This is a genomic window from Streptomyces sp. NPDC003691 (assembly GCF_053981115.1).
Genome location: NZ_JBSFNQ010000055.1, coordinates 1 through 20526 on the forward strand (window position 1 = coordinate 1; position 20526 = coordinate 20526).

The following is a 20526-nucleotide window of genomic DNA, read 5'->3' on the forward strand; positions in this document are numbered from 1 at the left end:
CCTTGTGAGCTGGGGGCATACGACCCTGCCACCCGATGGGCGGGAGTGCGACTCATTTTCCACCCAACTTGTACGCCGGTCCCGTCTTTGTCTGCGGGAGAGATTGAGTCCTCGGTACAAACCGCCAATCGGTGCACCCCTGTGGATAACGGCAAAACCCCTGATCAGGGGCTGTTTTAGGGACGGTGCACTCTCCGGGGCGGGTTGACTGGCCTTACCGAAACCGCCACGCCGTGCACCCTTTATCCACAGCCAAGTATTCGAACACTCGGGGGGAGGTGCATCGGTTGGCGGTTTCGGTCTGACCTGCGGAAACGCCCCGTTCGGCGCGTTCCTATTGGAAACCGTTTCCAATGAACTGTTCGAGTAAGGACCGTCACCAAAGTTTTGACCCTTACTCAGATTGATGCATCGGTTGGCGGTTTCGGCCCTAAGGGGGCCGTCGTCCCTGGTCAGGACCGAAACCGCCACGCTGTGCACCCTTTATCCACAACACCCCCGGGGCGGGGGCGCCTTCGAGGGCAGGCTAGCGCGCCGGTTGGCCGAGCGCTCGCCACCGCCCGGCGCCGGCGGTTCGGGTGGCGCGGTTTCGACTGCCCCCCGCCCGGATTGGAGTTGTAGGCAAACTTGTAATTCAACTACAAGTCGCGTAGTGTGGGGACCGCACCAACCGCCGGGGAACAGTCCCGGCGGACCGGACCGGAAGGAACCCGCGAATGAGCGTCAACTCAACTCCGATGTCTGTCGGTTCTGCGCTGGAGAACGGCGCCCCCCGGAACCTGGGAGCGCTCGCCGGTGCGGCGACGCGTCGAGGATGGGGCGCCATGGTGGAGCGGGCCGAGACGCGGGACGAGTGGACGCTCGTCGTCGCCACCCCGTCCGACTCCCGTACGGGCCGCTACGTGTGGCGCGCGGGCAAGTGGGTCACCTTCAACACGCACGGTTACCGCGAAACGGTCGCGTTCTACCGCACGGACACCGACGGGGCGCCCCGGGCGAACACCCCGGCGGAGACTCCGGCCGCGGCGGCGAACATCGTTCCCGACCCCGTGGCCGATGCGCAGGAGCGCGCGGACGCCGAGGCGGCGGAGGCGTTCCGCGTCAAGGCGACGCGTGCCCATGACCGCGTGACGAAGGGTCACAAGCGGGTCGTTGCCGCGGCGGAGCGCGCCGGTACCGCATGGGAGCGCGCAGTGTCCGCGCTGGAGCGCGCCGAGGCGGCCGAGGCGCGGGAGACGGAGCGTGCTCACGTCCGCGTCGCCGAGGCTGACGCGCTCATGTGGTCGCACCGTCCCGGGAGCGCGGAGTACCTCGCCGCTTTCGGTGAGTTCCTGACGGCGCGTTTCGACGCCGAGTCCCTGCCCGGGGCGGAGGCGGCGGAGGAGGTACGGGAGTACACCGAGCGCGCCCGTACGGCGTCCGCCTACACGTGGGAGGGCGCGGACGGTGCGGAGCACACCGGGGCCGGTGCTGCACTCGAAACCGCCGACCATGCTCGGAAAGAGGTCATGATCGAATACACGACCTTTGAGCGCTCCACCCCGGCCGGTCGGTTCAACGCTGAAACGGCGTGCGACATCATCTGTGGTCACGCGCGGGACATGGCGGCGGCGGTCCGTCACGCGGAGGCGGCGGCCGAGGCGGCCGAGGCGGCGGCCGAGCAGGCAGAGTCGTGGGCGGACGCTGCGGAGGCGGAGGCGGACGCCGAGGCGTTCGCGGCTGACGCACTGTTCACCCTGGGTACGGCGGACCGGCGACAGGTGGCGTTGGCGCGCGCTTACTGGAGCGTGTCCGACGTCGTGGCGGACGCGTACGCCGAGGCGGCGGCGGACGGATCGGCCGAGGAGGAGCGGCGCGCGGCGGTCCGCGCGGCCGAGGCTGCAACCGCGGTGGAGCGAGAGGCCGCGCGGCCGGCGGAGCGCGCGGAGGCGGAGCGCGCGGCGGAGCGCGTCGCCGCGGCGGAGGAGGCAGAGACTCACTCCGCGCGGGCGGCCGAGGCGTACGAGATCACGCGAGACCTGATGACGTACACGCGGAGCGCATGGGCCGCGCGGCCGGTCGAAACGCTCCCCGAGGCCGAGGCGGCGGAGGCGCGCGCGTTCCTGCGGCTCCTCGACCGCCGGTCCCGGACGGCGCACACCATCGACTGTGCCGCACGGTGGGACTGGTACGACGGGGCGCGCGTGACCGACCCCCAGCGCGCACGGGACTGCGCGAACCGCGCCCGTGTGCTGGCGGACGGGTGCGAGGCTCACGCGCGGCGCGTGGCCGAACTGTTCGCATGGACGGAGCACGCGCAGCGTGAGGCGGCGGCCGAGGAGGAGCGGCGCGCGGCGGTCCGTTGGGCCGAGGAGGAGCTCGCGCGCGCCGAGGAGCGCGCGCGGAATCAGAGCGGCTACCCGTCCGCGCAGGCTCGCCGGATCGGGGAGGGGAACGCGCGGCGCGCGGTGCAGAACGCCCGGTGCGCGCTCGCCGAGTTGAACGGGCGCCCGTTCGTGGCGCGCGCTGAAATCAGCAGCGCGGGTCACGACCGGAGTTGGTACGTGGTCGACGCGTCCCGGGGGCGCCGGATCATCGCATCCGGTTTCGGGTGCATGGCGGAGGCGGAGCACGACGCCGAGCGTCGCAACGACGAGCGCGCGGCCGAGGCGGCCGAGGCCGCGGCGGCACAGGGGTCGGCGCTTTCCGGAGGATTTGACGAGTGCACGACAGTAAGGCGGCAGGCTCCCGCTCGAACCGAGGATCATTCCCGGAAACTTGACGAGGACGCGTCATCTTGGCGGGTGGCGGCGGACCGCAACGCCCGGAACACCCTTGCCCTGATGTCCCAGCCGCGGCGGCGCCCGACCGGGAACGCTGACGACTCGGCGCGCGTGGTGCTGTGCTGGACCGAAAGTGCGTACCCGGACCGGTGGGAGGTCACGGCATCGTGGCGCGGGCATCGGTTCTTGGTCGGGCAGTACAAAGGGGAATGGGTCATCACCCGTGAGGAGATGCACCCTGCGGACGCGCGGAAGTGCCCCCGCCAGTGGCGCAAGGGCGAGCAGGTCCGCCGCCCGGACCGGCGGCCGATCCTGTCCCGCGCCGAGGCTGACGCGCTGATGGCCGCGCGGGTTGAGGAACGGCGCCAGGTCGAGGCGGACATGCGGGCGCGGATCGGGGCCGCGGCGGAGGGCCCGGCGCCGGTGTGGACCCCGGTCCGGAGTATCACGGAACCCCGGCGGGCGCCCAAGGCGGACCGGACTCCGGCTGACGTTCTGGCCGAGTGGGGCGACGCGGTGACGTACGAGGAGATCATCCCGGACACCCCGGAGGACTCCCTCGCCCCCGCCCCTTCGGTGGAGCCCCGGCGGCCGGAGGCGGATGCGCGCTGCGCCCCGGTGGTCGCGGAGGCCGCGGCCGACAGCCCGGCGGCGCCCGCCGAGAACGCCGCCCCCGCCGCCGGGGGCGACCCGGCCCCCGTGGTGCCGGCGCTTCCCCGGAGATTTGACGCGGACGCGTCAATGGCACTGGCCCCGGAGATCACCCGGGCGCGGCGCCGGGCCGAGGAGGCGGAGCTCCGCGCGGTCGAGGCGCGGCGCCGCGCCGAGCAGCTCGGCGACAGTGCCAGTGCGCACTATGGCCGGTTCGCGGGCGGACAGCCCATCCTGATGGGGCATCACTCCGCCCGGGGCGCGCTCCGGGCGCGGGAGCGGGGCGACGCTGCGACGCGACGGGCGGTCGAGGCGACGGCCGCCGCGGAGCGGGCGGAGCGCGACGCGCGGAAGGCGGCGGCGGAGGCCGAGCGCGCCGCGATCGTGCACGGGCGGGACCGCCCGTGGGAGCGGTCCGACTTCCGGCCGGGGGACGTGGTCGAGGCGCGCAAGGTCTACACGGACCGGTACGTCGTGGTGCGCGCGAACCTCAAGACCGTGACGCTTCGGAACGTCAACACGATCACGGACACCAAGGCGCGGTACGACCAGATCCTTTCGCGGACGCGGGACGGGGAGACCGTCACGAACCCCGGCGCCGCCGACGCCCCCGCCCCGGCGGACGTGCCCGCGGCGCCCCCGGCGGTGCCCGCTACGGACGCCCCCGCGGAGCCTGCCGCGGATGTACCGGAGTGGTCCCCCGCCCCGGACGGGGAACGGTGGGACTATGCCGCGGTGCGGCGCGTCCTGGTCTGCAAGGGCCTGGCCGAGGGGGAGCTCGGCGAGCGCGACGGATGGCAGATCGGGCCGGACATGTGGGACGTGCGGATCATGCGGGTGCAGGGCTCCGACTGCTTCCGCCCCCGCGGAGCGGCGGCCCGCGGGTCCTGGGATGAGGCACTGGACGCGTACCGGGCGGCGGTCGAGGCGGCCGGGATGACCGTGGTCCGCCGCAACGCGCACTGCCTGGTGGTCCGGGTGCCGGTCCCTGCCGAGCTGCGGTTCACGGCCCGCGCCCGCCGTACCGCCGACCTGTCCGACTTCACCACCGTCGTTGAGTTCGACGGGTTCGAGGCCATCGGCGGGACCGTGACCCTGCACTCGGCGGGCGCGGGCGCGGCTTGGTACGAGGTGCGCGACCACACCGGCCGCACCATCCCGGACCCCGGGCGCGACCGCCGTACGGCGACGGCGACCCTGGCCCACGCGTACGGACTGCCCACCCCCGCCGAGTACATCGAGGAGGGGCCCGCCGCCCCCGCGGCCCCGGCCCGCGCCGAGGAACCCCCGGCCCCCGCCGTCCCCGCCGAGGCCGAACCCGCCCCGCAGCGCGCCGAGGGTGAGCTCCGGGACCTGGTCCACGATGCCGACCGACCGGCCGTCCCGGAGCCGTCCGCCGCCGCGGTCCCCCCGCCCGCGGAGCCGGGCCCGGAGGCGGACGACGGTCCGGCCCCGGCCGCCGGGCCCCGCCCCGGGCCGCCCCCGGGCCCCGCCCCGGCCGCCGCGGGGGCACCCCGCCGGGCCGCCGGCGCCCCCTGTCGGCGGGTACCTGTCGCGCGCGGGTCAGCGGCAGGGGTGCGGGGGTATCCGCGCAGGTCACAGCAGCCGACAGGGGGGCACGCGACAACCCCGGCGACAACCCCCACGACAACCCCCGGCGGGGGTACGGGCGGCCGGGCGGCCGGGGGGCGAGGGCCGCCTCGCCCCCCGGGCCGGGCCCGGCCCGGGGAGGGTGCGCTCCCGTAGAACTTGACAGGAACGCGTCAAGTGTGACGGGTGGTGCACCCCCCGGAGGGCCGCCTCCCCCATCTGCTCACGCCCTGTCAGTCCCCTATGCCAAGGTGCCGACATGACCCCCGCCCCCGCCCCGATCACCGCGGACGAGCTTCCTCTCCGCGTCCCTCTGATCCCCACCGAGACGACCCTCTCTCTCCTCACCCGCACCGCCACCGCCAACGGCGCCCCGCTCCGCGCGCTCCTGGCGGTGCTCGTCGCCGCCGAGGCCCTCCCCGACGAGCAGCCGGCGCCCCAGCGCGAGGAGCTCCGCCTCGACGCCGAGGGCCTCGGCCGTCTCGCGGACCTCCTCGGCCGAGACCGCGAGCAGCTCGCCCGCACGCTCCCGGGCGCCCGCGACGAGCAGCTCGCCGACGCCACCCGACTCACACCGTGGCCCGCGGACCGGGGCGCCGCCCCGCTGCCCGCCTGCCCTCTTTGCATGGAGCCCGGGGCGTGGCTCGCCGCCGAGGGCTCCCGGTGGCGGCCGTGCCCCTGCGGGCGCCGCTGGATGATCGGCGACGACGGCGGCGCCCTGGTGGACACGGGCCCGGTCCCGGACCTTGCCCGCGCGTTCCACCGGCACCGCGACCTCGTCCACCGGGCCGGGCACGTCGGTGACGCCCTGGTGGCCGATGCCCTTCAAATCGCGTTGTGGTGGTGGACCTCCGGCCCGGCCCTCCCGGTGTGGCGGGCCCGCGAGGACTCCCTCCGAATGGCCCGGCACCGCCGCCGAGCCGCCCCCGTCGCCGTCTACCCGGAGGCCGTCACCCTCGCCGAGACCATGTGGACATGGGAGGAGCGCCGGCACCACAAGAACGCACCATCGTCCGCGCGGTGGGCCGAGAGCGCCGCCCGCCTCTTCCACCCCGACCGCCCTCTCGGCCGCCGGGACCTAGAGCCGCTGCGGTACTGGCTGGAGCAGCACCAGGCGCAGCCCGGCGGGCGCCCCCGCGGGCGCACCGCCGACGAGCGGCGGTGGAACCGACTTCCCACCCTGCACACTCCCCCGGCCGAGCCCGGTCTCCTCCGCGCCCCGTCCTGTCTGATGTGGGTACACGGCCTGCCCCTCACCTCGACCACGGAGGTATGCACCCGGTGCGACGGCCGCGCGCCGTCCTGCCGGTGGGTCCCCTACCCCGGCTGCACCGGCCGCCCCACCAAGAAGTAGGAACCGCGGGGAACTTCCGGCGGGCGAGGGGCGGTGTCCGCTACCGTGATCGTGGGCGGACACCGCCGCCCCTACCGCCGCCGGCGCCCACGCCGCCGGACCACCGCGGTACGAAGGTCCCCAGGGATACCGGGCGCGAGAGACGACGAGCTGACGATCCGTTCCGTCCGGGCGGCTGCGTGGGGACCGACACCCGGGTACGGGAGGTATCGCCATGCCAAAGCGCACCGCTGACCAGAAAGCCGCCCGCGCGCTCCAGCGCGCCGAGAGCATCCCCTATCAGGAAGCCCTCAACCGCGTACGGGCCGACGCTGCGGCGGAGTCCTTCGCCGGACCGCCGGCGCCCGCCGTCCCGGCCGCCGTCGCGTACGTACTCCAGCCCACCGCCGCCGAGGCCGCCCTCGGCATCACCGCCGAGGCCCTCGGTATCCGCGCACTCCCCGCCGACGCCACCCCCGAGCAGCGGGCCCACGCCGAGGCCGTGTGGCGCCCCCAGGAGGACCCCGCACAGCCGTGCCGGTGCTCCGGCACCGGATGCCACCACGGGAAGCCGTGCACGGGGCACGACGGATGCACCGGGCGCCTGGTCCACACCGACCGGTACCCCGGGTCCCTCTGGACCGTCACCACGTGGATGGATGTCTTCGTGTGCTCCGACTACGAGGAGGGGTTCGAGGCGGTGGTCGAGCTCCCGGCGATCCCCTGGGGCGAGCACCGCACCACGGACCGGGGACCGAGCACCGTCGTGTACGACGGCGTGAGGCACCCCAACTTCGGCAACGGCGGTGACGAGGACGACGGCGGCGAGGGAGAGCTCGACCCCGCCGACCACCCCGCCCCGGAGGACGACTACGCGGCGTACGGCGACGAGGACCAGGACGACGAGGAGCTCCGCGCCGAGCACGACCAGGAGCAGGAGCCCACCCCGGAACCCGACGACTGGGACGACGATCCGCGGGACGACAGCCCGGGAGATCCCCCCGACGAGTACGACGACGAGCACCAGGACCACGAGCACGACGGCGCCCTCTCCCGGGTCCCCGCCCTCGACCCCGACCGGCAGCCCACGGCCGACACATGGACGGAGCCCCGCCAGTGGTGAGCAACGGCGAGGAGCGCAGGCTCGTCACCCTGGCGTACATGGCCCGCCGCGTCGGCGTCGGCCGCGCGGCCGTGGTGAACTGGCGACGGCAGCACGACGACTTCCCGGCCGCGGCCGAGGGCGGCACGGAAGAGAGCCCGCTGTTCGACCGCGAAGAAGTGGACGCCTGGCTACTCGCACACGACAAGATCAGCAACGAGCCGCGCACGTCCCCGCCCCCGCCCCCGCCGGCGGTCATCGACTTCGGCGAGGGCTGCACCGTCGAAATGCGGGGGCCGAGCCTCGACCCCAAGAGGCACGGCACTCTCGTGCTCGGCGGCTACGTAGATCAGGAGTGGGAGCCGCGGTGCTGGCCCTACGCCGATTTCACGACCGAACTCGCCGGGGAGCGGCTCGTCGTGGAGCAAGCCCACGTGGATCTCAAGGGGTACGGGATCGGCACTTGGCGGTACCTCCGACTGACATGGGAAGTGCCCGCGCCCCGGGCTCCGCAGCCGGACCGCGCGGAGGACTAGGCGGCGGACTTCTACACCGACGCCGACGACGAGCCGGGCCCGTGCTCGGCGGACTGACCCATACACGGCACCACGGAGAGGCGAGCCCGTACGACGGCCGGTGCCACGGCCCCGCCCTCGACTGGTGAACGACGGAGGGCCCGCCGCAGACGCGGCGGGCCCTCACGGCGGCGCCCGCTCCCTCATCGGGGAGCGGGCGCCTTCTGCTATCCGGCGTCCGGCCGCCACGCGAACACACACCGGACGCTCGTCGGCTCTACCTTCCACCCGGCCGTGCTCAGCCGCTCCGAGGCGTCCCGCAGCCTCCGGGCCCACGGCTCACCGCCCGGCCGTACGTGCCGCCCGGCCTGCACCCAGTAGACCGCCACCCGGCCGCCGCCCCGCGGCTCCACCAGGAACCCCCGGGCCTCCGGGGCGTAGCCGCTCTCCCCCGGCCGGGCCGAGATGTCGGTCTCGGCGGTCACCTCGGCGAGCTCCACCTCGCCGAGGGCAGCGAGGGCCGCGCGGGCGTCGGTGTCGGCCGCGTGCTGCGGCGCCGTCCCCGCCGACCACCCACAGTGGGCCACGACCGCACCCTCGACCGCGGGCCGCTCGGCAGCCTTCTCGGTGCTCCCGTACCGGGCGCGCTCGGCCGCCTTCCGGGCGTCGAACTCTGCGCGGTGCGCAGCTCGCGCGCGGTCGGCCTCCTCCTTGACGCCGTCGAGGACTGCGCGCGAGAACCACGCCCGGACCCTGATCGGCCGGACCTTGCGGCAGTCGGCGGCGATCCATCCGGCCCCGCCCTCGACCGTGACCCGGTCGGGCTCCCCCGGCCGGAACGTCATACCGGTGGCCGTGCGCTGCTGGCCGTCCCCGCACACGACCCGGTCCCCCGGCTGGAACGGGGCGGCCGTGGCGGCGGCTTCGGCCCGGCGGCCTGCGTGGACCAGGACGAGCGAGGCGGCCGGGACCGGGTCGCATGTGTCCCACGGGGTGTGGGCGTCGGTGGCCAGGGTGACCATGGGGCCCGCGGCCGTCGCTACCTGCTCGCAGCCGAGGCACCCGCACGTACGGTCGTACGTGCGCGGCATCGCGGTGTACGGGTCGGCATTCGTCGTCACGTCCCGCAGAGTGACCAGCTCCGCGGTCACCGCCTTGTCCAGCGCGTATCCGAGGACGGTGTCGCCGTGGCTGACCGCGTCGGCCCGGACAGCGGCCACGACATCCCCGACCACCGGGCGCGAGGCCGGGACGATGTCCGCGAACACGTCCCGGTTTTCCGGCGTCACCAGGAAGAAACGGCCCTCGACGGCGTCCTCCGCGTTGTTCCAGAGGTGCGCAGCCCGGCGCGCGAGTCCGGCGAGGGTGGCGAGATGGGTGATGCTCGCGGCCCGCGCCATCAGGAAATAGAACTCGTCCGGGGCGTAGTTGTGGGAGTCCTTCGCGTGCGGCCAGAGAGCGGCCGTCCAGCGCGCGAGGCTGGCGAGCGAAGCTGTGTTGTTGGTGCGGGTCATGCTGTCCATCGCGTCCCGGAAACGACGGTCCGCGGCCCCCGCCGAGACGGCCTCGGCGAGCTCGGCGGCCTCCCGGTCGGCAGGCTCGGCGGGCGCGGCCGGAGCCTCGACCGCCTTCTCGGCGGCCAGGGCCGCCACCTTCACCCGGCACCGCTCACACGAGCTTGTGAGCGGTGCGCGGAGGGCCTCCTCCTCGGTGCGGAGCGAGCGCTCGCCGCGGAGGATCGAGACGTTGGGGCGGATCGTCCTCCGGCACATCGCGCGGAGATCCTCCCGGGTCGGCCCGGTGAAGGCGTGAAGAAGAAGGATGTTGCTGTCTGTGTTCGCCCATACCTGCATGTGCGCTGCTCCCGTTCCGTTGGGGTGGGGCACCACCATGACATGACTTGTAGGTGAACTGCAAGTTCACCTACAAGTTGGGTGGAAAATGAGTCGCACTCCCGCCCATCGGGTGGCAGGGTCGTATGCCCCCAGCTCACAAGGCATGAGCGCAGCCCATAACCCCAGGTCGTACGAGGGGTGCACTGATTGGCGGTTTCGGTGCCGAGGGGGTGCACGACTTGGCGGTTTCGGGGGTGACCTGCGGTTTTGCAGGAGTCGCCTCATGCCCGGAAGGCCGCTCCGGGCCCGCGGCGCGGCCGATATCGTCTGCCCGTGCACCTCGGCCGTACGGGGCGCACCGGAGGAGACGCTCCTCCGGCCTGATCGAGACCGCCCGGGAGACCTGCCGATGACCGACGCCGGACCCGCCCCCCGCCCCATGCTCACCGATGAGCAGTACGAGGCCGCCGTCGAGAAAGCCGCGGCAGTCTCCGGCCGGTGGGCGCAAGCCATGGGCGAGACCGCCCTCGCCGAGCTGGTGACGGCCGCGCTCGCGGGCGCGGGATTCCGCATCCCTCCGCCGGCGCCCGAGCCCGACCTCTGCGGCTCGCAGCTCCCCGACGAGTACGGGGCGTGGTCGCAGTGCGCGGGAGAGCCCGGCCACGACCCCGGAGACGGGCACGACAACGGCGAGTGGTCGTGGCCGGACGACTCCCCCGAAGCGGTCAACCCGTAGAACAGTGAGGGCCCCGGAGCTCAAGCTCCGGGGCCTCATCGTGTACGCCCGCCCCGATCTGCGGGCCGGGCCGAGTCTCTCCAATTGGAGAGACTCGGCTACTGCCGCCGCACCCCGGGCGGGGTGTCCTCCTCCGGCAGGTGTCCGGCGCAGTAGTACGCGGACCCCTGCTTGGGGTCATCCACCCTCCACACCGCCACATCTGCACACGACTCCGCTTCACCATCCCGGCCGCCGCACTCCGGAACACTCTCCTCCCCTGTGACGGGAGTGCCCGGCTCGCCGACCGCGGGATGCCCCGCGAGCCGCCGCTCGGCTATCCGGAGAGCCTTCGACCGGGACGACGGCGGCCACGCGAACCGCGTGATCCCCTCGCCGAGCTGCTCGCCGTGCCGCTGCTCGATACGGCCGGACATCAGGTCGAGGGAGTCCGAGCCGCCTTCGGCCGCGAGCTCGGCGACGAGCGCGAGAACGTCCGCAGCGCTGACCTTCACCCGGTGCCGGGCTGACAGCTCTGTGCCCCACTCGCTGAACCGGGCCGCCACTGCCGCCGGCACCTCGGCCGACAAGTGCACGGAGCCCGGCCCGCCCTTCCCGGCGCCCGCGGCCTTCGCCTTGGCGGGCTTCCCGGCCTTCCCGGCTTTCTCTCCAATTGGAGAGGGATTCGAGGGCGCCGGGTTGCTCGCCACCCGGCGGGCCGTGTCCCGGACTATGTCCGCAGCCTCGGCGGGGTCGTCGGGGAGCTTGCTCGGCAACTCCCGGTGGATCTGCTCAATAACCGCCCCGGTGACCTTCCGCCCCTTCTCCCCCGCCGTCTCGTCGGCGGCCCTGTAGAGCTCGATCGTGGGCGCGCGGCCGAGCGCCTTCTCGACCTTCCGCAGCGGGCGCATGTGCCCTTCCGGCGGGGTGACCTGCCCCAGGGCGGCGGTCACCGCCAGGGCCAGGGGGGCGCCATCCATCCAGCGGCGGACATGGGCGGGAGACTTGCCGGTCTCTTCGCGGGCGTACTGGTCGAACGTCAGGCCCTTGTCCCGGTGGAACTTCCCTTTGGCGGCCACGGTGAGGGCCTGGCCGATAACCCAGATCGCGGCGTCCCCGGCGGCCATGGCCGAGTGAATTACGCGCTCTGTCGCCGCCCGCTGCTGGAGCTCCTCCTCAGAGAGGGGGGAAGTGTCCCCCTCCGCCACTTCCCTGACGGCGTCGAGGTCCGGGAGCTGTTCGGCAAGCTCCCGGACACCGGACGCCGCCGACGCCGTGTCCACCTCGTGCGCGGTGGTGTTCTTGACCGCCCGGTTCCCTCTCCGGGACCGGTTCAGCAGATCGGCCCGGTTCGTCGTCTGCACCGTCACGCGCTCGCCTCCCGGGCGAGCTCGGCGGCAAGGAGCTCCATCGGCGATCCGGGGATGATGCGCGGCTCCAGTCCGTACGACTGCCCATACCCGTCCTGCGCGTCCGAGCGAGGGATACGCGTGGCGAGCACCTCGAACCCGGCGCCCGTGAGGTCCTCATAGGTGGAGTCTGCGGCCTTCGCCGAGGGGTTCGTCAGGGTCAGGCAGATGAGGAGCCGCGGTGCGTGCGCACCGACTTCCTGAAGGTGGTCGATCGCAGCGAGCACCGAACCGGCCCGGTTGAGCTCCATACGGGTCGGCGGCAGGGTCAGAACGGCAATGTCCACCCCGCTCAGTACGGCGAAGTGAGTGTTCCCGGCCTTGCGCTCCCACGCCCCGGTGTCCACCGCGAGGAGTCCCCCGGTCGGGGTGTACCGCTCGATCTGGCTCCGGATCTTGGACCGGGACGGCGCCGGGTAGACAGGCCCGCCGAGGTCGGACTCGTCGGACCACTCCAGCAGACTGCCCTTCTCCTCGTCGCCGGGCTCGTCGGCATCCATGGCCGACGCGGGGATGCCCTCGTTGTTCCAGCACTTGAGGAGGTGGGCGATGATCGTGCTCTTACCCGTGCCGCCCTTGCCGACGAATGCGATTTTCTTGCCCTCGGAAGGGATCTTGACGTTCTCGAAAGATGTCTTCACGCGCAAGACGGTAGCTCTTGATCACACCGTCCCGAAGCGATACAGCCGCGCCGCGCCGACCCGGGACAGCGTTCGAGCCGCCAACCGCCGCCCCTGGCAAGCGGAATCGGCAGCCGGACACGGATCGAATCCGCCCGCCCCGGGAAGCGCCGGCACCCGGCAAGCGGGCCGTTCCCCTTCCGGCATGAGAGCGCCAGGACCGCAGTGCCGCCCGGGGGAGCGGAGCCCCTGCCCCAGGGACAAGCCCGGACGGGCCCGACACCTCCGGGGCCCGGCTGAACTCCTCGACCTGGTCCTCGTGGACCTCCTCGACCCGGCTCTCGGCGTGCCGGGCGGGATCGTAGATGTCAGCGAGGCGGCCGAGCTGCTCGCCGATACCCCGTGTCCCGCCGAGGGGCTCGGCGAGCGTCCCGCCCCACACTTCCCGGGCGAGTCCCGCGTACGCCTTCCCGGCAAGCACCGTCACGGAGGCCCCGGAGATGCCGAGCTCGTGAGCCTGCCGCCGGAGGGTCTCGCCGGTGACCGTGCCCGGGTCACCGGCCCGCAGATCGTAGGTCGAGAGCCACGTCGTCAGCTCGACCAACCCGTACTTGGCCGAAAGCAGGATCACCCGTCCGGTGCGTCCGCCGCGGGTCAGGGTGTCGGCTGCACGGCGGGTGGCGCGGTGGTAGCTGCCGACATACAGCTCCCCGGCCGGGGCGCAGACCACCGGCTGACCCGCCCGCGGGTGCCCCTGCTCGTTCACGGCCTTCCGGCCACCGCACGGCACGATTACGACGAGCTCACGCTCCTCGCGCCCGGCCCGCCGGCGCCCGGTCGCAGAGATCCGCACCATGCCGGGGGAGGGCTTGAGGTAGGCGAGGAATTCCTCGGCCGTGCCGCTTGAGCCGTACCCCGGTGCCCACTCGACGCACCCGGCGGAGGCCAGGGCGCGCAGGCTGCGGAGGTTGCAGGCGTCGGGGAAGTGCCCGTCAGGGTGGGCGGCGGCGGTGTGCAGCCACCGGAGCTGTACGCGGGAGAGCGGTACGGCCGGGAGCTCCTCCTCGACCTGGTCCTCGTCGTGGTCCTGGTCCTCGACGGCGGCCGGTACCGCGGCCCCGGCCGCCGGGAGCTCCTCGCCGTCGAGCGCAGCGAACAACCGGGCGCGGCGGTTGGCGTCGGCCGCGTGCAGCCCGGCGAGCTCCTCCTCGTACGCGGCGGCGGCAGGGTCGGGGGTGCGGTCGGCGGCGGCGAGCAGCTCGGCGGCCTCGTCCTCGTCGTGCAGCCCGGCGAGCCTGACCGGCTCCTCGCCCTTGACGATGTCCCACGCGATCCGGGCGGCCTGGTCCCACAGCGGGCGGGCCGGGTCGAGGTCCCGGGGCGGCAGGGCGCTGATCCCGTAGTAGTCCGCGGCGGCCCGGAAGGCGCCGGCGCGGAAGGCGCGGGCGTAGGCGCGGCGGCCGTTCTCGTCGGTGTACTCGTGCGCGGTCTGCCCGGCGGCGCTGCGGGTCCACCGGCCGTAGGCGCGGGCCGCCTTGGTGGCGAGGGCCTCGACCCGGGCGAGGTAGCGCGGGGCGGCAGACAGAAGGTGCGCGATGCGCTCCGGCTGTCCGGACAGGTCGAGGGTCAGCTCGTCGGCGACGGGGAGCGGTGCGTCGGACGCAGCGGGGTTCCAGTGCCGGACGCGGCGGGGGTGCGTGGCGCTGACGCGGTAGATGACGGCCAGGCGCCAGACCGCGGCGGCACGGGCCCGGCCCTTGCCGGACGCGGCCGGGAAGACGAGACGGGCCTCGCCGTCGCCGTGGCGGTCCACGGCGATCCGGGTCCGGGTCAGGTACTCGGTGGGCATGGTGCGGGGCCTCCCTGGTGGCGGTACGGGAGCCCCACCATCCCACAGTGAAAACTCAACTACAAGTTGAACTGATAGATGAACTGCGTCTTTGGGGTACGGAAAGGGGCGGGGCCGGTGCAGCGCACCGGCCCCGCCCCGCTCTCGGCTGCGCGCCCTACTCCTCCCGGCCCGCGTCCTCCTTGCCGTCCTTGATGAACCGGCCGGGGTTCACGTCCTTCGCCACGAGACCCCGGTACCACTCCATCGACTGTGTCCCCTCCTCTTTGCAGTAGCCGGGGTTCGGGCCGACGCGGAACGCTCCCGGGAGCGGGGTCCCGTCCTCCTTGCGCGCGACCACTGCGAGGGCGGTGGGCTCCGGAGAGGCGTAGATCACGCAGTCCGACAGCACCGCGAGCGGTACGGCCCCGGTCGCGTTCCACACCTTGACCATCTTCCGGTGCGCGCCCACCCGGGCCGCGCTGATCACGGCCGCGCGGATGTCCGGACGCCAAGTCACCCGCTTGAGCGCGGGCCACGGGGCGTGACGCCCACCGGGCCGCTTACCCTGCGGCTTCTCCCGCATCTTCCCGATGCCCCCCTTGGCGGTCTGCTTGATCGCTGTCAGGAGCGCCACGGCCTCCGGGTCCCGCTCCTTGACCGTCTTCATTGCGGCCAGGAACTCGCCCTCTCCCATGTCCTCCGTGACGCCGAGGTCCGCGAGGGTGCTCATGTACGCGGCCCTCAGCCGGTCGTACCAGAGAGCGAGGTACGGGCCAGACTCCGGCCGCAGCCACGCCGCGAGCGGCTTCACCTCGACACCGAGCTCGGTCGCGTACGCCAGGGTGGGCGTCGCGTACCAGGCCGGACCCGTGGGCGGCTTCCCGTCCGGGGTGAACGGCGACGGCATCCCGTCCGGAAGCGGCTTCCACTCCTTCGTGTGCAGATCCTTGGTACGCAGCTCGACCCCGGACAGATCCACGAGCCACGCCCCCGGGATCTTCTTGTCGAACCGGGGGCCGTCCGTGTAGACCGCCTCCCCAAGCCCTACGGTCAACTTGTTGGAGGCGGCGAGGAACGCGGTGTTCACGTCCAGCCCCACCACCCAGGGGGCGGCAGCCTCGGCCGCGGTCGGCGCCCGGTGCCAGACGAGGGCCTCCTCCTGCATGACGTGCCGAGGGTCCCGCGACTGTTCGCGGGTCCGGTCGGCTGCGACGGGATGCTCGTCGGGGGCCTCCGGGGGCGCCGGGTCCACCGGATCGACCAGCGACCCGGGCACCGGTACGCGCCGCATCCGGCCGGTGCCCCGCTCGAACTGGACCATCTTCCGGGGGCGCAGCGCGGTCATCAGAGCGGTACTGCACCCGGCGGTGCCCCCGGTCGGCGTGATCACCCGGGACGCGTACAGGCCGAGCGTGTACGCCAGGGCCGGAGGAGTGGCGGCCACAAAGTCCATGTCCCCCCAACGCCCGTTCGGGCCGAAGGCGCCCCACGGGATCACGGCGACGTGCACCTCGGCCCTGTCCCTGTAGAGGAAGGACCACGGGCCGAGGCCCGCGCGGGACACCTCCCACCCTGCTTCGGACAGGGCCTTTCGTGCGGGGTGGTCTTCGGGTACCCGCAGGCTCTTGCGGTCGGTGATCTCCACCGGCAGGCCGAGCAGTTCGACAGCGGACTCCGTGAGGACCAGGAGCGCGCCGGCGTCTTCCCCGACCTTGGACAGCTTCGGGGCTCCGAGCCCGGCGGCGAGCGCCCACTCGGCGGCCGTCGCCAGATCGGTCACCTCGCCCGGCAGGGGAGTGGTCTGCACGTCCGGCCAGTGCGCGACGAGGGCCCCCTCGGACCCGTCGAGGACGACGAGCGGTGCGCGGTACGTCTTCTCAGCCATCAGTCCCGCCACTCCAGCTCGATGTAATCAATGTCCCGGAACTCCACGTCAAGCCCCGCGCCGCCGGGGCCCGTGCGGAAATACTGCTGAGCCAGGCCCTCGGCGATCAGCTCCTGAACCTTGTCCTCGTTGCCCTCTTGGTGGGCATCGAAAATCTTGTCCACGAGGTCATCCGGGATGTCCTCCGTCAGACGCCGCATCCGAGACTGATCGGTCGTCATCTGGTTCGCGGTGTAACCGAAAGACGCCCGGGTCTCCACGGACAAACCCCGCGCCTTCGCCGCCGCCCGCGCCTTCGCGTGCACGGTCGGCCGGTGATCCTTGGAGACCTCGGAACGCAGCTTCCGGAGGGTCTCCTCGTTCGAGTTGGCGATCTTCCGGTCCCCCTTGATGTACCTCTGCACAGTGCGCTGAGACACGCCCAGCCGCTCGGCAACCCGCTTGGTGCTCCCCTTCTCCTTGCGCAGGAGGGCACTGAGCTGCCCCCGGGCCGTCTTCGGGATGCTCCCCTTGAAGTCGAACTGCTCCCGGAAGGCGTCGAAAATCTTGCCCATCAGTCCGCCCCCTCTCAGCTCGTCCGGCGCTGGCGGATCACCGGCGCGCTACGGGTGTCGTGCTCGGTCCCGGCCTCAAGGCAGACCGCGCCGCCGCACAGGACCGCGCCCCCGCCCACGGGAATCGTGGTCCACATCCGGTTGCGGCACACCTCGCAGTCGGTGACCCGCCGCGGCCCGCCTGCCTCGCCCGTCACCAGCTCCCGCGCCGGGATCAAGTAGCGCTGCCCGCGCAGCTTGCCGAGGAGCTTGTGCAAGTAGCCGATGGGGTTGAAGGCGCTCCGGTCCTCGGTTGCGTCCAGCGCTTTGAGGACGGCGTGAGCGGGCCATCCGGCCCGCAGGACGAACGCGACGGCGATCTCGGCGTTCTCGCGCTCCTCCGGGGAGACACCGACGAACCATCCGACGCCGTCCACCACCTTCGCGGCCCGCGCGGGGACATCGGCCCATTCGTCGCGGGTGAGGGGCCGGGCGTAGAAGCCGCTCATCAGCTCGAACGTGGTCTTCTTGCGTCCGCGGAACCGGCCGCCGCCGAGTGAAACCGTGTTGATCTTGAAGCGGGCGAGGTCCCACTCGACCAGATGCGGGCGGTGTCGCTCGACGGACCGAACGGACACTCCGGCCGCCGCGGCGAGCTCGGCCGGGTCGGTCTCCCCGGACCACCCGACCTCGGCGAGCGCCACCAGGCAGCGGGCGCACGTCGGGTCGGGGGCGAAGACGGGGCTGGTCTCCGTCATCCGCGACGCCCAGTCCACGGCCCCGGGGAGCACGGGCTCGCTGGCCCCGGTGATCCCGGACAGGGGAGTGCGCCGGTCCGCGTCGATGCGGCTGTGCTGGAACAGGTGGGCGAGATGGATTTGCGTGGCGCGGCGCTTGAGCCCGACCAGACGGCCGATTTCGTCGGTCGTGATCGGCTCTCCGGCGCTGGCCTGGTGACGGTCTTCGAGGACCCCGAGAATCCGCCGGCAGGTCCGGCATTCGTCGGGGGAGATCGTTCTGTGCTGTGGTGCCACGGTCGGCCTTTCGGTCCGGCCTCTGCGGGACGCCCCGGCAATCGGTGGGTACACTCGCAGGAGACCTAGGGGTCAACGCGAAGGCTTCGCCGGGTCGGGAGTTACCAGCTCCCGAGCAGTTCCGGCGGGGCCTTTCGCGTTTGTGCGGTCATGGGGCCACAGGCTCAACTGGCCTGTGGCCAGGAGCTAAGCGACAGCGAAGACGGTCTGAGTTCCGCCGATCATCGCGGCGCGGCGCCGGGCGGGGAGCTTCTCCACGGCGTGCGTGGGCCCGCAGAGCAGATCCGGCACCGGGATGCCGTAGTGCGCCGACAGACGGTCGATGTCGTCGAGCGACCACGCCGCCCCGCCCCTGACCTTCCGCGACACCTGCCCCTGAGTGATCCCGAGCCCGTCAGCCAACGTCGTCTGGTTCTCACCAGCCGCGTGCATCAGTGCCACGACGGTCACTTGGAGCGTCTTCTCGCTGCCCATATGGCGTCTCCTCATGGTGGATGAGCGATGCTCATACTGCCAGACGGGGCGGTGTCGTTGATCTCGCCACGCCGACGCGCACACTCTTCCACGCTTTGAGCTCATCTACAAGTGTCGCTTGTAGTGGATCTCAAGACGTGCGATCCTCGCCCCATGACTACCTCATCCACCCTCGATGACCTCCGGCGGAAGGCTGACCGGTCCGCCAAGGCTGCCGAGACCGACCGCGCCGCCCTGCTGACCGCCGCCGTCACCGAGGCCGTCCAGAGCAGCACGTACGGACACCTCTCCGCCGTGGCCAAAAGGGCGGGGATCACAAGCCAGTACCTCCGTGACCTGGTGGAGGCGGAGCACCCCGGATGGCTCGCCAAGGCCGCCAAGGAGCGGGAGCTCGCCAAGGCCGCCAAGGGCAAGGGCAGCCGGGCGGCATGAACGCGGTAGGGGAGTGGCTACTCTCGATCGCCGGGGCGGGCGGCATCACCCTCGGCGCCCTCACCGTCATGGTCGGGCGACTGCGCCAGAATCCCACCCAGACCGGCGGCGGAGTCCTGACCACGGGCGCCGGCGGACTGCTGTACGCCTTCGTTGCCGATGCCCCCGAGGCGATCCGGAGCGTCTTCGCCGGTACCGCGGACCCCACAGACACGGTGGCCGCGGCCCTGACCGCCGGCGCCGCCGTGATGATCGCCACCGGAACTACCGGGATCGCCCGGGACTTCCGCCGGCGCCCCACACCGGCCGCTCTCCCCGCCCCCCGCTCTCAAGACCACCCCGCCCGGAGCGCACCCTCCGACCGTGACCGGCGCCGAGCCACCGAGGCCGACCACGACGCAGTACGCGAGGCGTACGGCGCCTACGTCGCCGATGTCCTGGCCGTCCTCGACCGCCCGGCGCTGGACGATGTCACCGCCCCCACCACCGAGCGGTTCCTCAAGGCCATGGCCGCCGCCGATGATCACCGCCGCGGCCGTGACCTGACCGCCTACCGTGCCGCCGTCTCCGAGCTGCAAATCGCCTGGCGCGCAGCCGACGAGCACGCCCGCAAAACGGGGGTGTCCCACCTGCCCGCCGACGAGCGCACCGCCGTCACGCGAGCCCGCGGCCTTCTGGAGCTCGCCCTCGACGGCCGCGCCGAGGAAGCCGAGCGGCAGGCCGCGTACGCCAAGGCCCGCGCCCTCCTCGACGGAGTCCTCGTCATCCCCCGGCAGGCCCTCGCCCCCATCGAGCGCCAGATGCGCCCCGCCCTGTCCACCACCGTCACCGACGTACGGAAGGACCCTCATGGACCCGAACCCCGCCGCGCTCCCGGCCGGTGAGCCCGAGCTCCCGCTCGTCCTGGTGGACGACGAGGCTTCCGGCGTGGTCGCGCGCGCCCGGGAGATCGCGGCCCGTCCCGACCTGACGGCCCTGATGATGACCGGCCGGACGGGCAGCGGGAAGACGAACGCGCTCGCGGCCACCCGGGCGCAGCTCGACGCCGCCGGCGTCCCGTACGAGGTGACGGACACCGGCCGCGGCACCGTCACTCTGACCACCCGCCCTGTCAGCCGACCCACCGAGGAGCCCCGGCCGTGAGCGCGTTGCCCGCAGAAGACCCCGTGTCCCCGTACCGGACCCACCCCGGCGGCCCCCGCACCGTGACGCAGCTCCGCGCCGCCCTCGCCGCCGCCGCCGCTGCGGACCGCGAGGAATTCGACCAGGAGCTCGGCGGCCTGGTCCTCGATGACCTCGACGCGTACGGCGCCCTGGTCCGCAAGTGGCGTCACCGGCTCGTCATGCGTACCAACCCCATGATCCGGGCCGCCGTCGCCGCCTCGGCCGACCCCGACGCGCCGCGCTGGACCTCCGAGGAGATCGTCGGCAGCACCGGCCCGCAGGAGCCCGGCCGGTGACCCCTGACACGTCCTGGTCCGTCGTCTACAGCGACACCGGCCGCGCCGGACTCGCCACCGCCACCGCCGAGGAGCGATCGGCCGTCCTCGCCTTTGAGAAGCAGCTCGCCCAGACTCCGCACGCGCTCGGCGAGCTCTACCCCGACCCGGTCGGCGGCCTCTACACCGCGCTCCTTGAGGTCGGCGGCGTCCCCGCGTGGACGAGCGTCCTCTACCGCGTCGATGACACCGCGCGCGAGGTGCTCGTCGTCGCCATCATCTCCGGCCCCTGACAACGCGCCCCGCGCAACGAACGCCCGCCCCCGACCGGGGGCGGGCGTTCGCGTTCTATCGAGCCGAGCGGGA

Annotated in this window: 18 protein-coding genes; 10 read left to right on the forward strand and 8 right to left on the reverse strand. The window is 73.0% G+C overall.

Going from position 1 to position 20526, the window contains the following annotated elements; genetic code table 11:
- Nucleotides 1-737: 737 nt before the first annotated feature.
- From ACWDR0_RS23700 to ACWDR0_RS23715, 4 genes are all read left to right on the forward strand, one after another.
- Nucleotides 738-5159 (forward strand): DUF3560 domain-containing protein, encoded by a 4422-nt coding sequence (locus tag ACWDR0_RS23700; protein ID WP_456353750.1) that lies wholly within the window; start codon nt 738-740, stop codon nt 5157-5159.
- Between the two features lie 103 nt (nt 5160-5262).
- Nucleotides 5263-6357, forward strand: a complete 1095-nt coding sequence (locus tag ACWDR0_RS23705; RefSeq protein ID WP_456353751.1) for a TniQ family protein — start codon at nt 5263-5265, stop codon at nt 6355-6357.
- A 214-nt stretch (nt 6358-6571) separates the two neighbouring features.
- Nucleotides 6572-7459, forward strand: coding sequence for a hypothetical protein (locus ACWDR0_RS23710; protein ID WP_456353752.1), 888 nt, complete (start codon nt 6572-6574; stop codon nt 7457-7459).
- Nucleotides 7456-7974 carry a hypothetical protein gene (locus ACWDR0_RS23715; RefSeq protein ID WP_456353753.1) on the forward strand — a complete coding sequence of 173 codons (519 nt, stop codon included), beginning with the start codon at nt 7456-7458 and terminating at the stop codon, nt 7972-7974. The genes ACWDR0_RS23710 and ACWDR0_RS23715 overlap by 4 nt, the downstream gene beginning before the upstream one ends.
- Before the next feature lie 206 nt (nt 7975-8180).
- Here the strand turns inward: ACWDR0_RS23715 and ACWDR0_RS23720 are convergent, their stop codons facing one another.
- Nucleotides 8181-9725 (reverse strand): hypothetical protein, encoded by a 1545-nt coding sequence (locus ACWDR0_RS23720; protein ID WP_456353754.1) that lies wholly within the window; start codon nt 9723-9725, stop codon nt 8181-8183.
- Between the two features lie 472 nt (nt 9726-10197).
- Between ACWDR0_RS23720 and ACWDR0_RS23725 the strand changes: the two genes are divergently transcribed.
- Entirely contained in the window at nt 10198-10524 is a 327-nt protein-coding gene (locus ACWDR0_RS23725) for a hypothetical protein (RefSeq protein ID WP_456353755.1), read from the forward strand.
- A gap of 98 nt (nt 10525-10622) precedes the next feature.
- On the opposite strand, the gene ACWDR0_RS23730 is transcribed toward ACWDR0_RS23725, so the two are convergent.
- From ACWDR0_RS23730 to ACWDR0_RS23760, 7 genes are all read right to left on the reverse strand, one after another.
- On the reverse strand, nt 10623-11873 hold the full coding sequence (locus tag ACWDR0_RS23730) for a hypothetical protein (protein WP_456353756.1): 1251 nt from the start codon (nt 11871-11873) through the stop codon (nt 10623-10625).
- Nucleotides 11870-12553: a hypothetical protein gene (locus tag ACWDR0_RS23735; RefSeq protein WP_456353757.1), complete on the reverse strand. Its 684-nt coding sequence runs from the start codon at nt 12551-12553 to the stop codon at nt 11870-11872. Before ACWDR0_RS23735 ends, ACWDR0_RS23730 begins: the two co-directional genes overlap by 4 nt.
- Nucleotides 12474-14381 carry a DUF6884 domain-containing protein gene (locus ACWDR0_RS23740; protein WP_456353758.1) on the reverse strand — a complete coding sequence of 636 codons (1908 nt, stop codon included), beginning with the start codon at nt 14379-14381 and terminating at the stop codon, nt 12474-12476. Before ACWDR0_RS23740 ends, ACWDR0_RS23735 begins: the two co-directional genes overlap by 80 nt.
- A 157-nt stretch (nt 14382-14538) precedes the next feature.
- Nucleotides 14539-16248, reverse strand: a complete 1710-nt coding sequence (gene tap, locus ACWDR0_RS23745; protein WP_456353759.1) for a telomere-associated protein Tap — start codon at nt 16246-16248, stop codon at nt 14539-14541.
- The gene (gene tpg / locus ACWDR0_RS23750) at nt 16248-16802 is read right to left on the reverse strand and encodes a telomere-protecting terminal protein Tpg (protein WP_456353760.1); all 555 of its coding nucleotides are present in this window, start codon (nt 16800-16802) and stop codon (nt 16248-16250) included. The genes tap and tpg overlap by 1 nt, the downstream gene beginning before the upstream one ends.
- A gap of 14 nt (nt 16803-16816) precedes the next feature.
- A complete protein-coding gene (locus ACWDR0_RS23755) occupies nt 16817-17815 on the reverse strand; it encodes a hypothetical protein (protein ID WP_456353761.1) in 999 nt (332 codons plus the stop codon).
- A 186-nt stretch (nt 17816-18001) separates the two neighbouring features.
- Nucleotides 18002-18304: a helix-turn-helix domain-containing protein gene (locus tag ACWDR0_RS23760; RefSeq protein WP_456353762.1), complete on the reverse strand. Its 303-nt coding sequence runs from the start codon at nt 18302-18304 to the stop codon at nt 18002-18004.
- Between the two features lie 138 nt (nt 18305-18442).
- On the opposite strand from ACWDR0_RS23760, the gene ACWDR0_RS23765 reads away from it, so the two are divergent.
- Genes ACWDR0_RS23765 through ACWDR0_RS23785 form a run of 5 tightly spaced genes read left to right on the forward strand, consistent with a single transcriptional unit; the run spans nt 18443 to nt 20453 of the window.
- Nucleotides 18443-18721, forward strand: coding sequence for a hypothetical protein (locus ACWDR0_RS23765; protein WP_456353763.1), 279 nt, complete (start codon nt 18443-18445; stop codon nt 18719-18721).
- Complete coding sequence (locus ACWDR0_RS23770) at nt 18718-19605, forward strand: DUF2786 domain-containing protein (protein WP_456353764.1); 888 nt, start codon at nt 18718-18720, stop codon at nt 19603-19605. Before ACWDR0_RS23765 ends, ACWDR0_RS23770 begins: the two co-directional genes overlap by 4 nt.
- Nucleotides 19571-19864 carry a hypothetical protein gene (locus ACWDR0_RS23775; RefSeq protein ID WP_456353765.1) on the forward strand — a complete coding sequence of 98 codons (294 nt, stop codon included), beginning with the start codon at nt 19571-19573 and terminating at the stop codon, nt 19862-19864. The genes ACWDR0_RS23770 and ACWDR0_RS23775 overlap by 35 nt, the downstream gene beginning before the upstream one ends.
- Nucleotides 19861-20181, forward strand: a complete 321-nt coding sequence (locus tag ACWDR0_RS23780; protein ID WP_456353766.1) for a hypothetical protein — start codon at nt 19861-19863, stop codon at nt 20179-20181. Before ACWDR0_RS23775 ends, ACWDR0_RS23780 begins: the two co-directional genes overlap by 4 nt.
- A complete protein-coding gene (locus tag ACWDR0_RS23785; RefSeq protein ID WP_456353767.1) occupies nt 20178-20453 on the forward strand; it encodes a hypothetical protein in 276 nt (91 codons plus the stop codon). The genes ACWDR0_RS23780 and ACWDR0_RS23785 overlap by 4 nt, the downstream gene beginning before the upstream one ends.
- Nucleotides 20454-20526 lie beyond the last annotated feature (73 nt).

What these genes read in the sequence shown, in the direction of transcription:
- ACWDR0_RS23700 (WP_456353750.1), top strand. Translation starts at nt 738, where the DNA reads ATGTCTGTCGGTTCTGCGCTGGAGAACGGCGCCCCCCGGAACCTGGGA.
- ACWDR0_RS23705 (WP_456353751.1), top strand. Translation starts at nt 5,263, where the DNA reads ATGACCCCCGCCCCCGCCCCGATCACCGCGGACGAGCTTCCTCTCCGC.
- ACWDR0_RS23710 (WP_456353752.1), top strand. Translation starts at nt 6,572, where the DNA reads ATGCCAAAGCGCACCGCTGACCAGAAAGCCGCCCGCGCGCTCCAGCGC.
- ACWDR0_RS23720 (WP_456353754.1), bottom strand. Translation starts at nt 9,725, where the DNA reads ATGTGCCGGAGGACGATCCGCCCCAACGTCTCGATCCTCCGCGGCGAG.
- ACWDR0_RS23725 (WP_456353755.1), top strand. Translation starts at nt 10,198, where the DNA reads ATGACCGACGCCGGACCCGCCCCCCGCCCCATGCTCACCGATGAGCAG.
- ACWDR0_RS23740 (WP_456353758.1), bottom strand. Translation starts at nt 14,381, where the DNA reads ATGCCCACCGAGTACCTGACCCGGACCCGGATCGCCGTGGACCGCCAC.
- tap (WP_456353759.1), bottom strand. Translation starts at nt 16,248, where the DNA reads ATGGCTGAGAAGACGTACCGCGCACCGCTCGTCGTCCTCGACGGGTCC.
- tpg (WP_456353760.1), bottom strand. Translation starts at nt 16,802, where the DNA reads ATGGGCAAGATTTTCGACGCCTTCCGGGAGCAGTTCGACTTCAAGGGG.
- ACWDR0_RS23760 (WP_456353762.1), bottom strand. Translation starts at nt 18,304, where the DNA reads ATGAGGAGACGCCATATGGGCAGCGAGAAGACGCTCCAAGTGACCGTC.
- ACWDR0_RS23765 (WP_456353763.1), top strand. Translation starts at nt 18,443, where the DNA reads ATGACTACCTCATCCACCCTCGATGACCTCCGGCGGAAGGCTGACCGG.
- ACWDR0_RS23770 (WP_456353764.1), top strand. Translation starts at nt 18,718, where the DNA reads ATGAACGCGGTAGGGGAGTGGCTACTCTCGATCGCCGGGGCGGGCGGC.
- ACWDR0_RS23775 (WP_456353765.1), top strand. Translation starts at nt 19,571, where the DNA reads ATGGACCCGAACCCCGCCGCGCTCCCGGCCGGTGAGCCCGAGCTCCCG.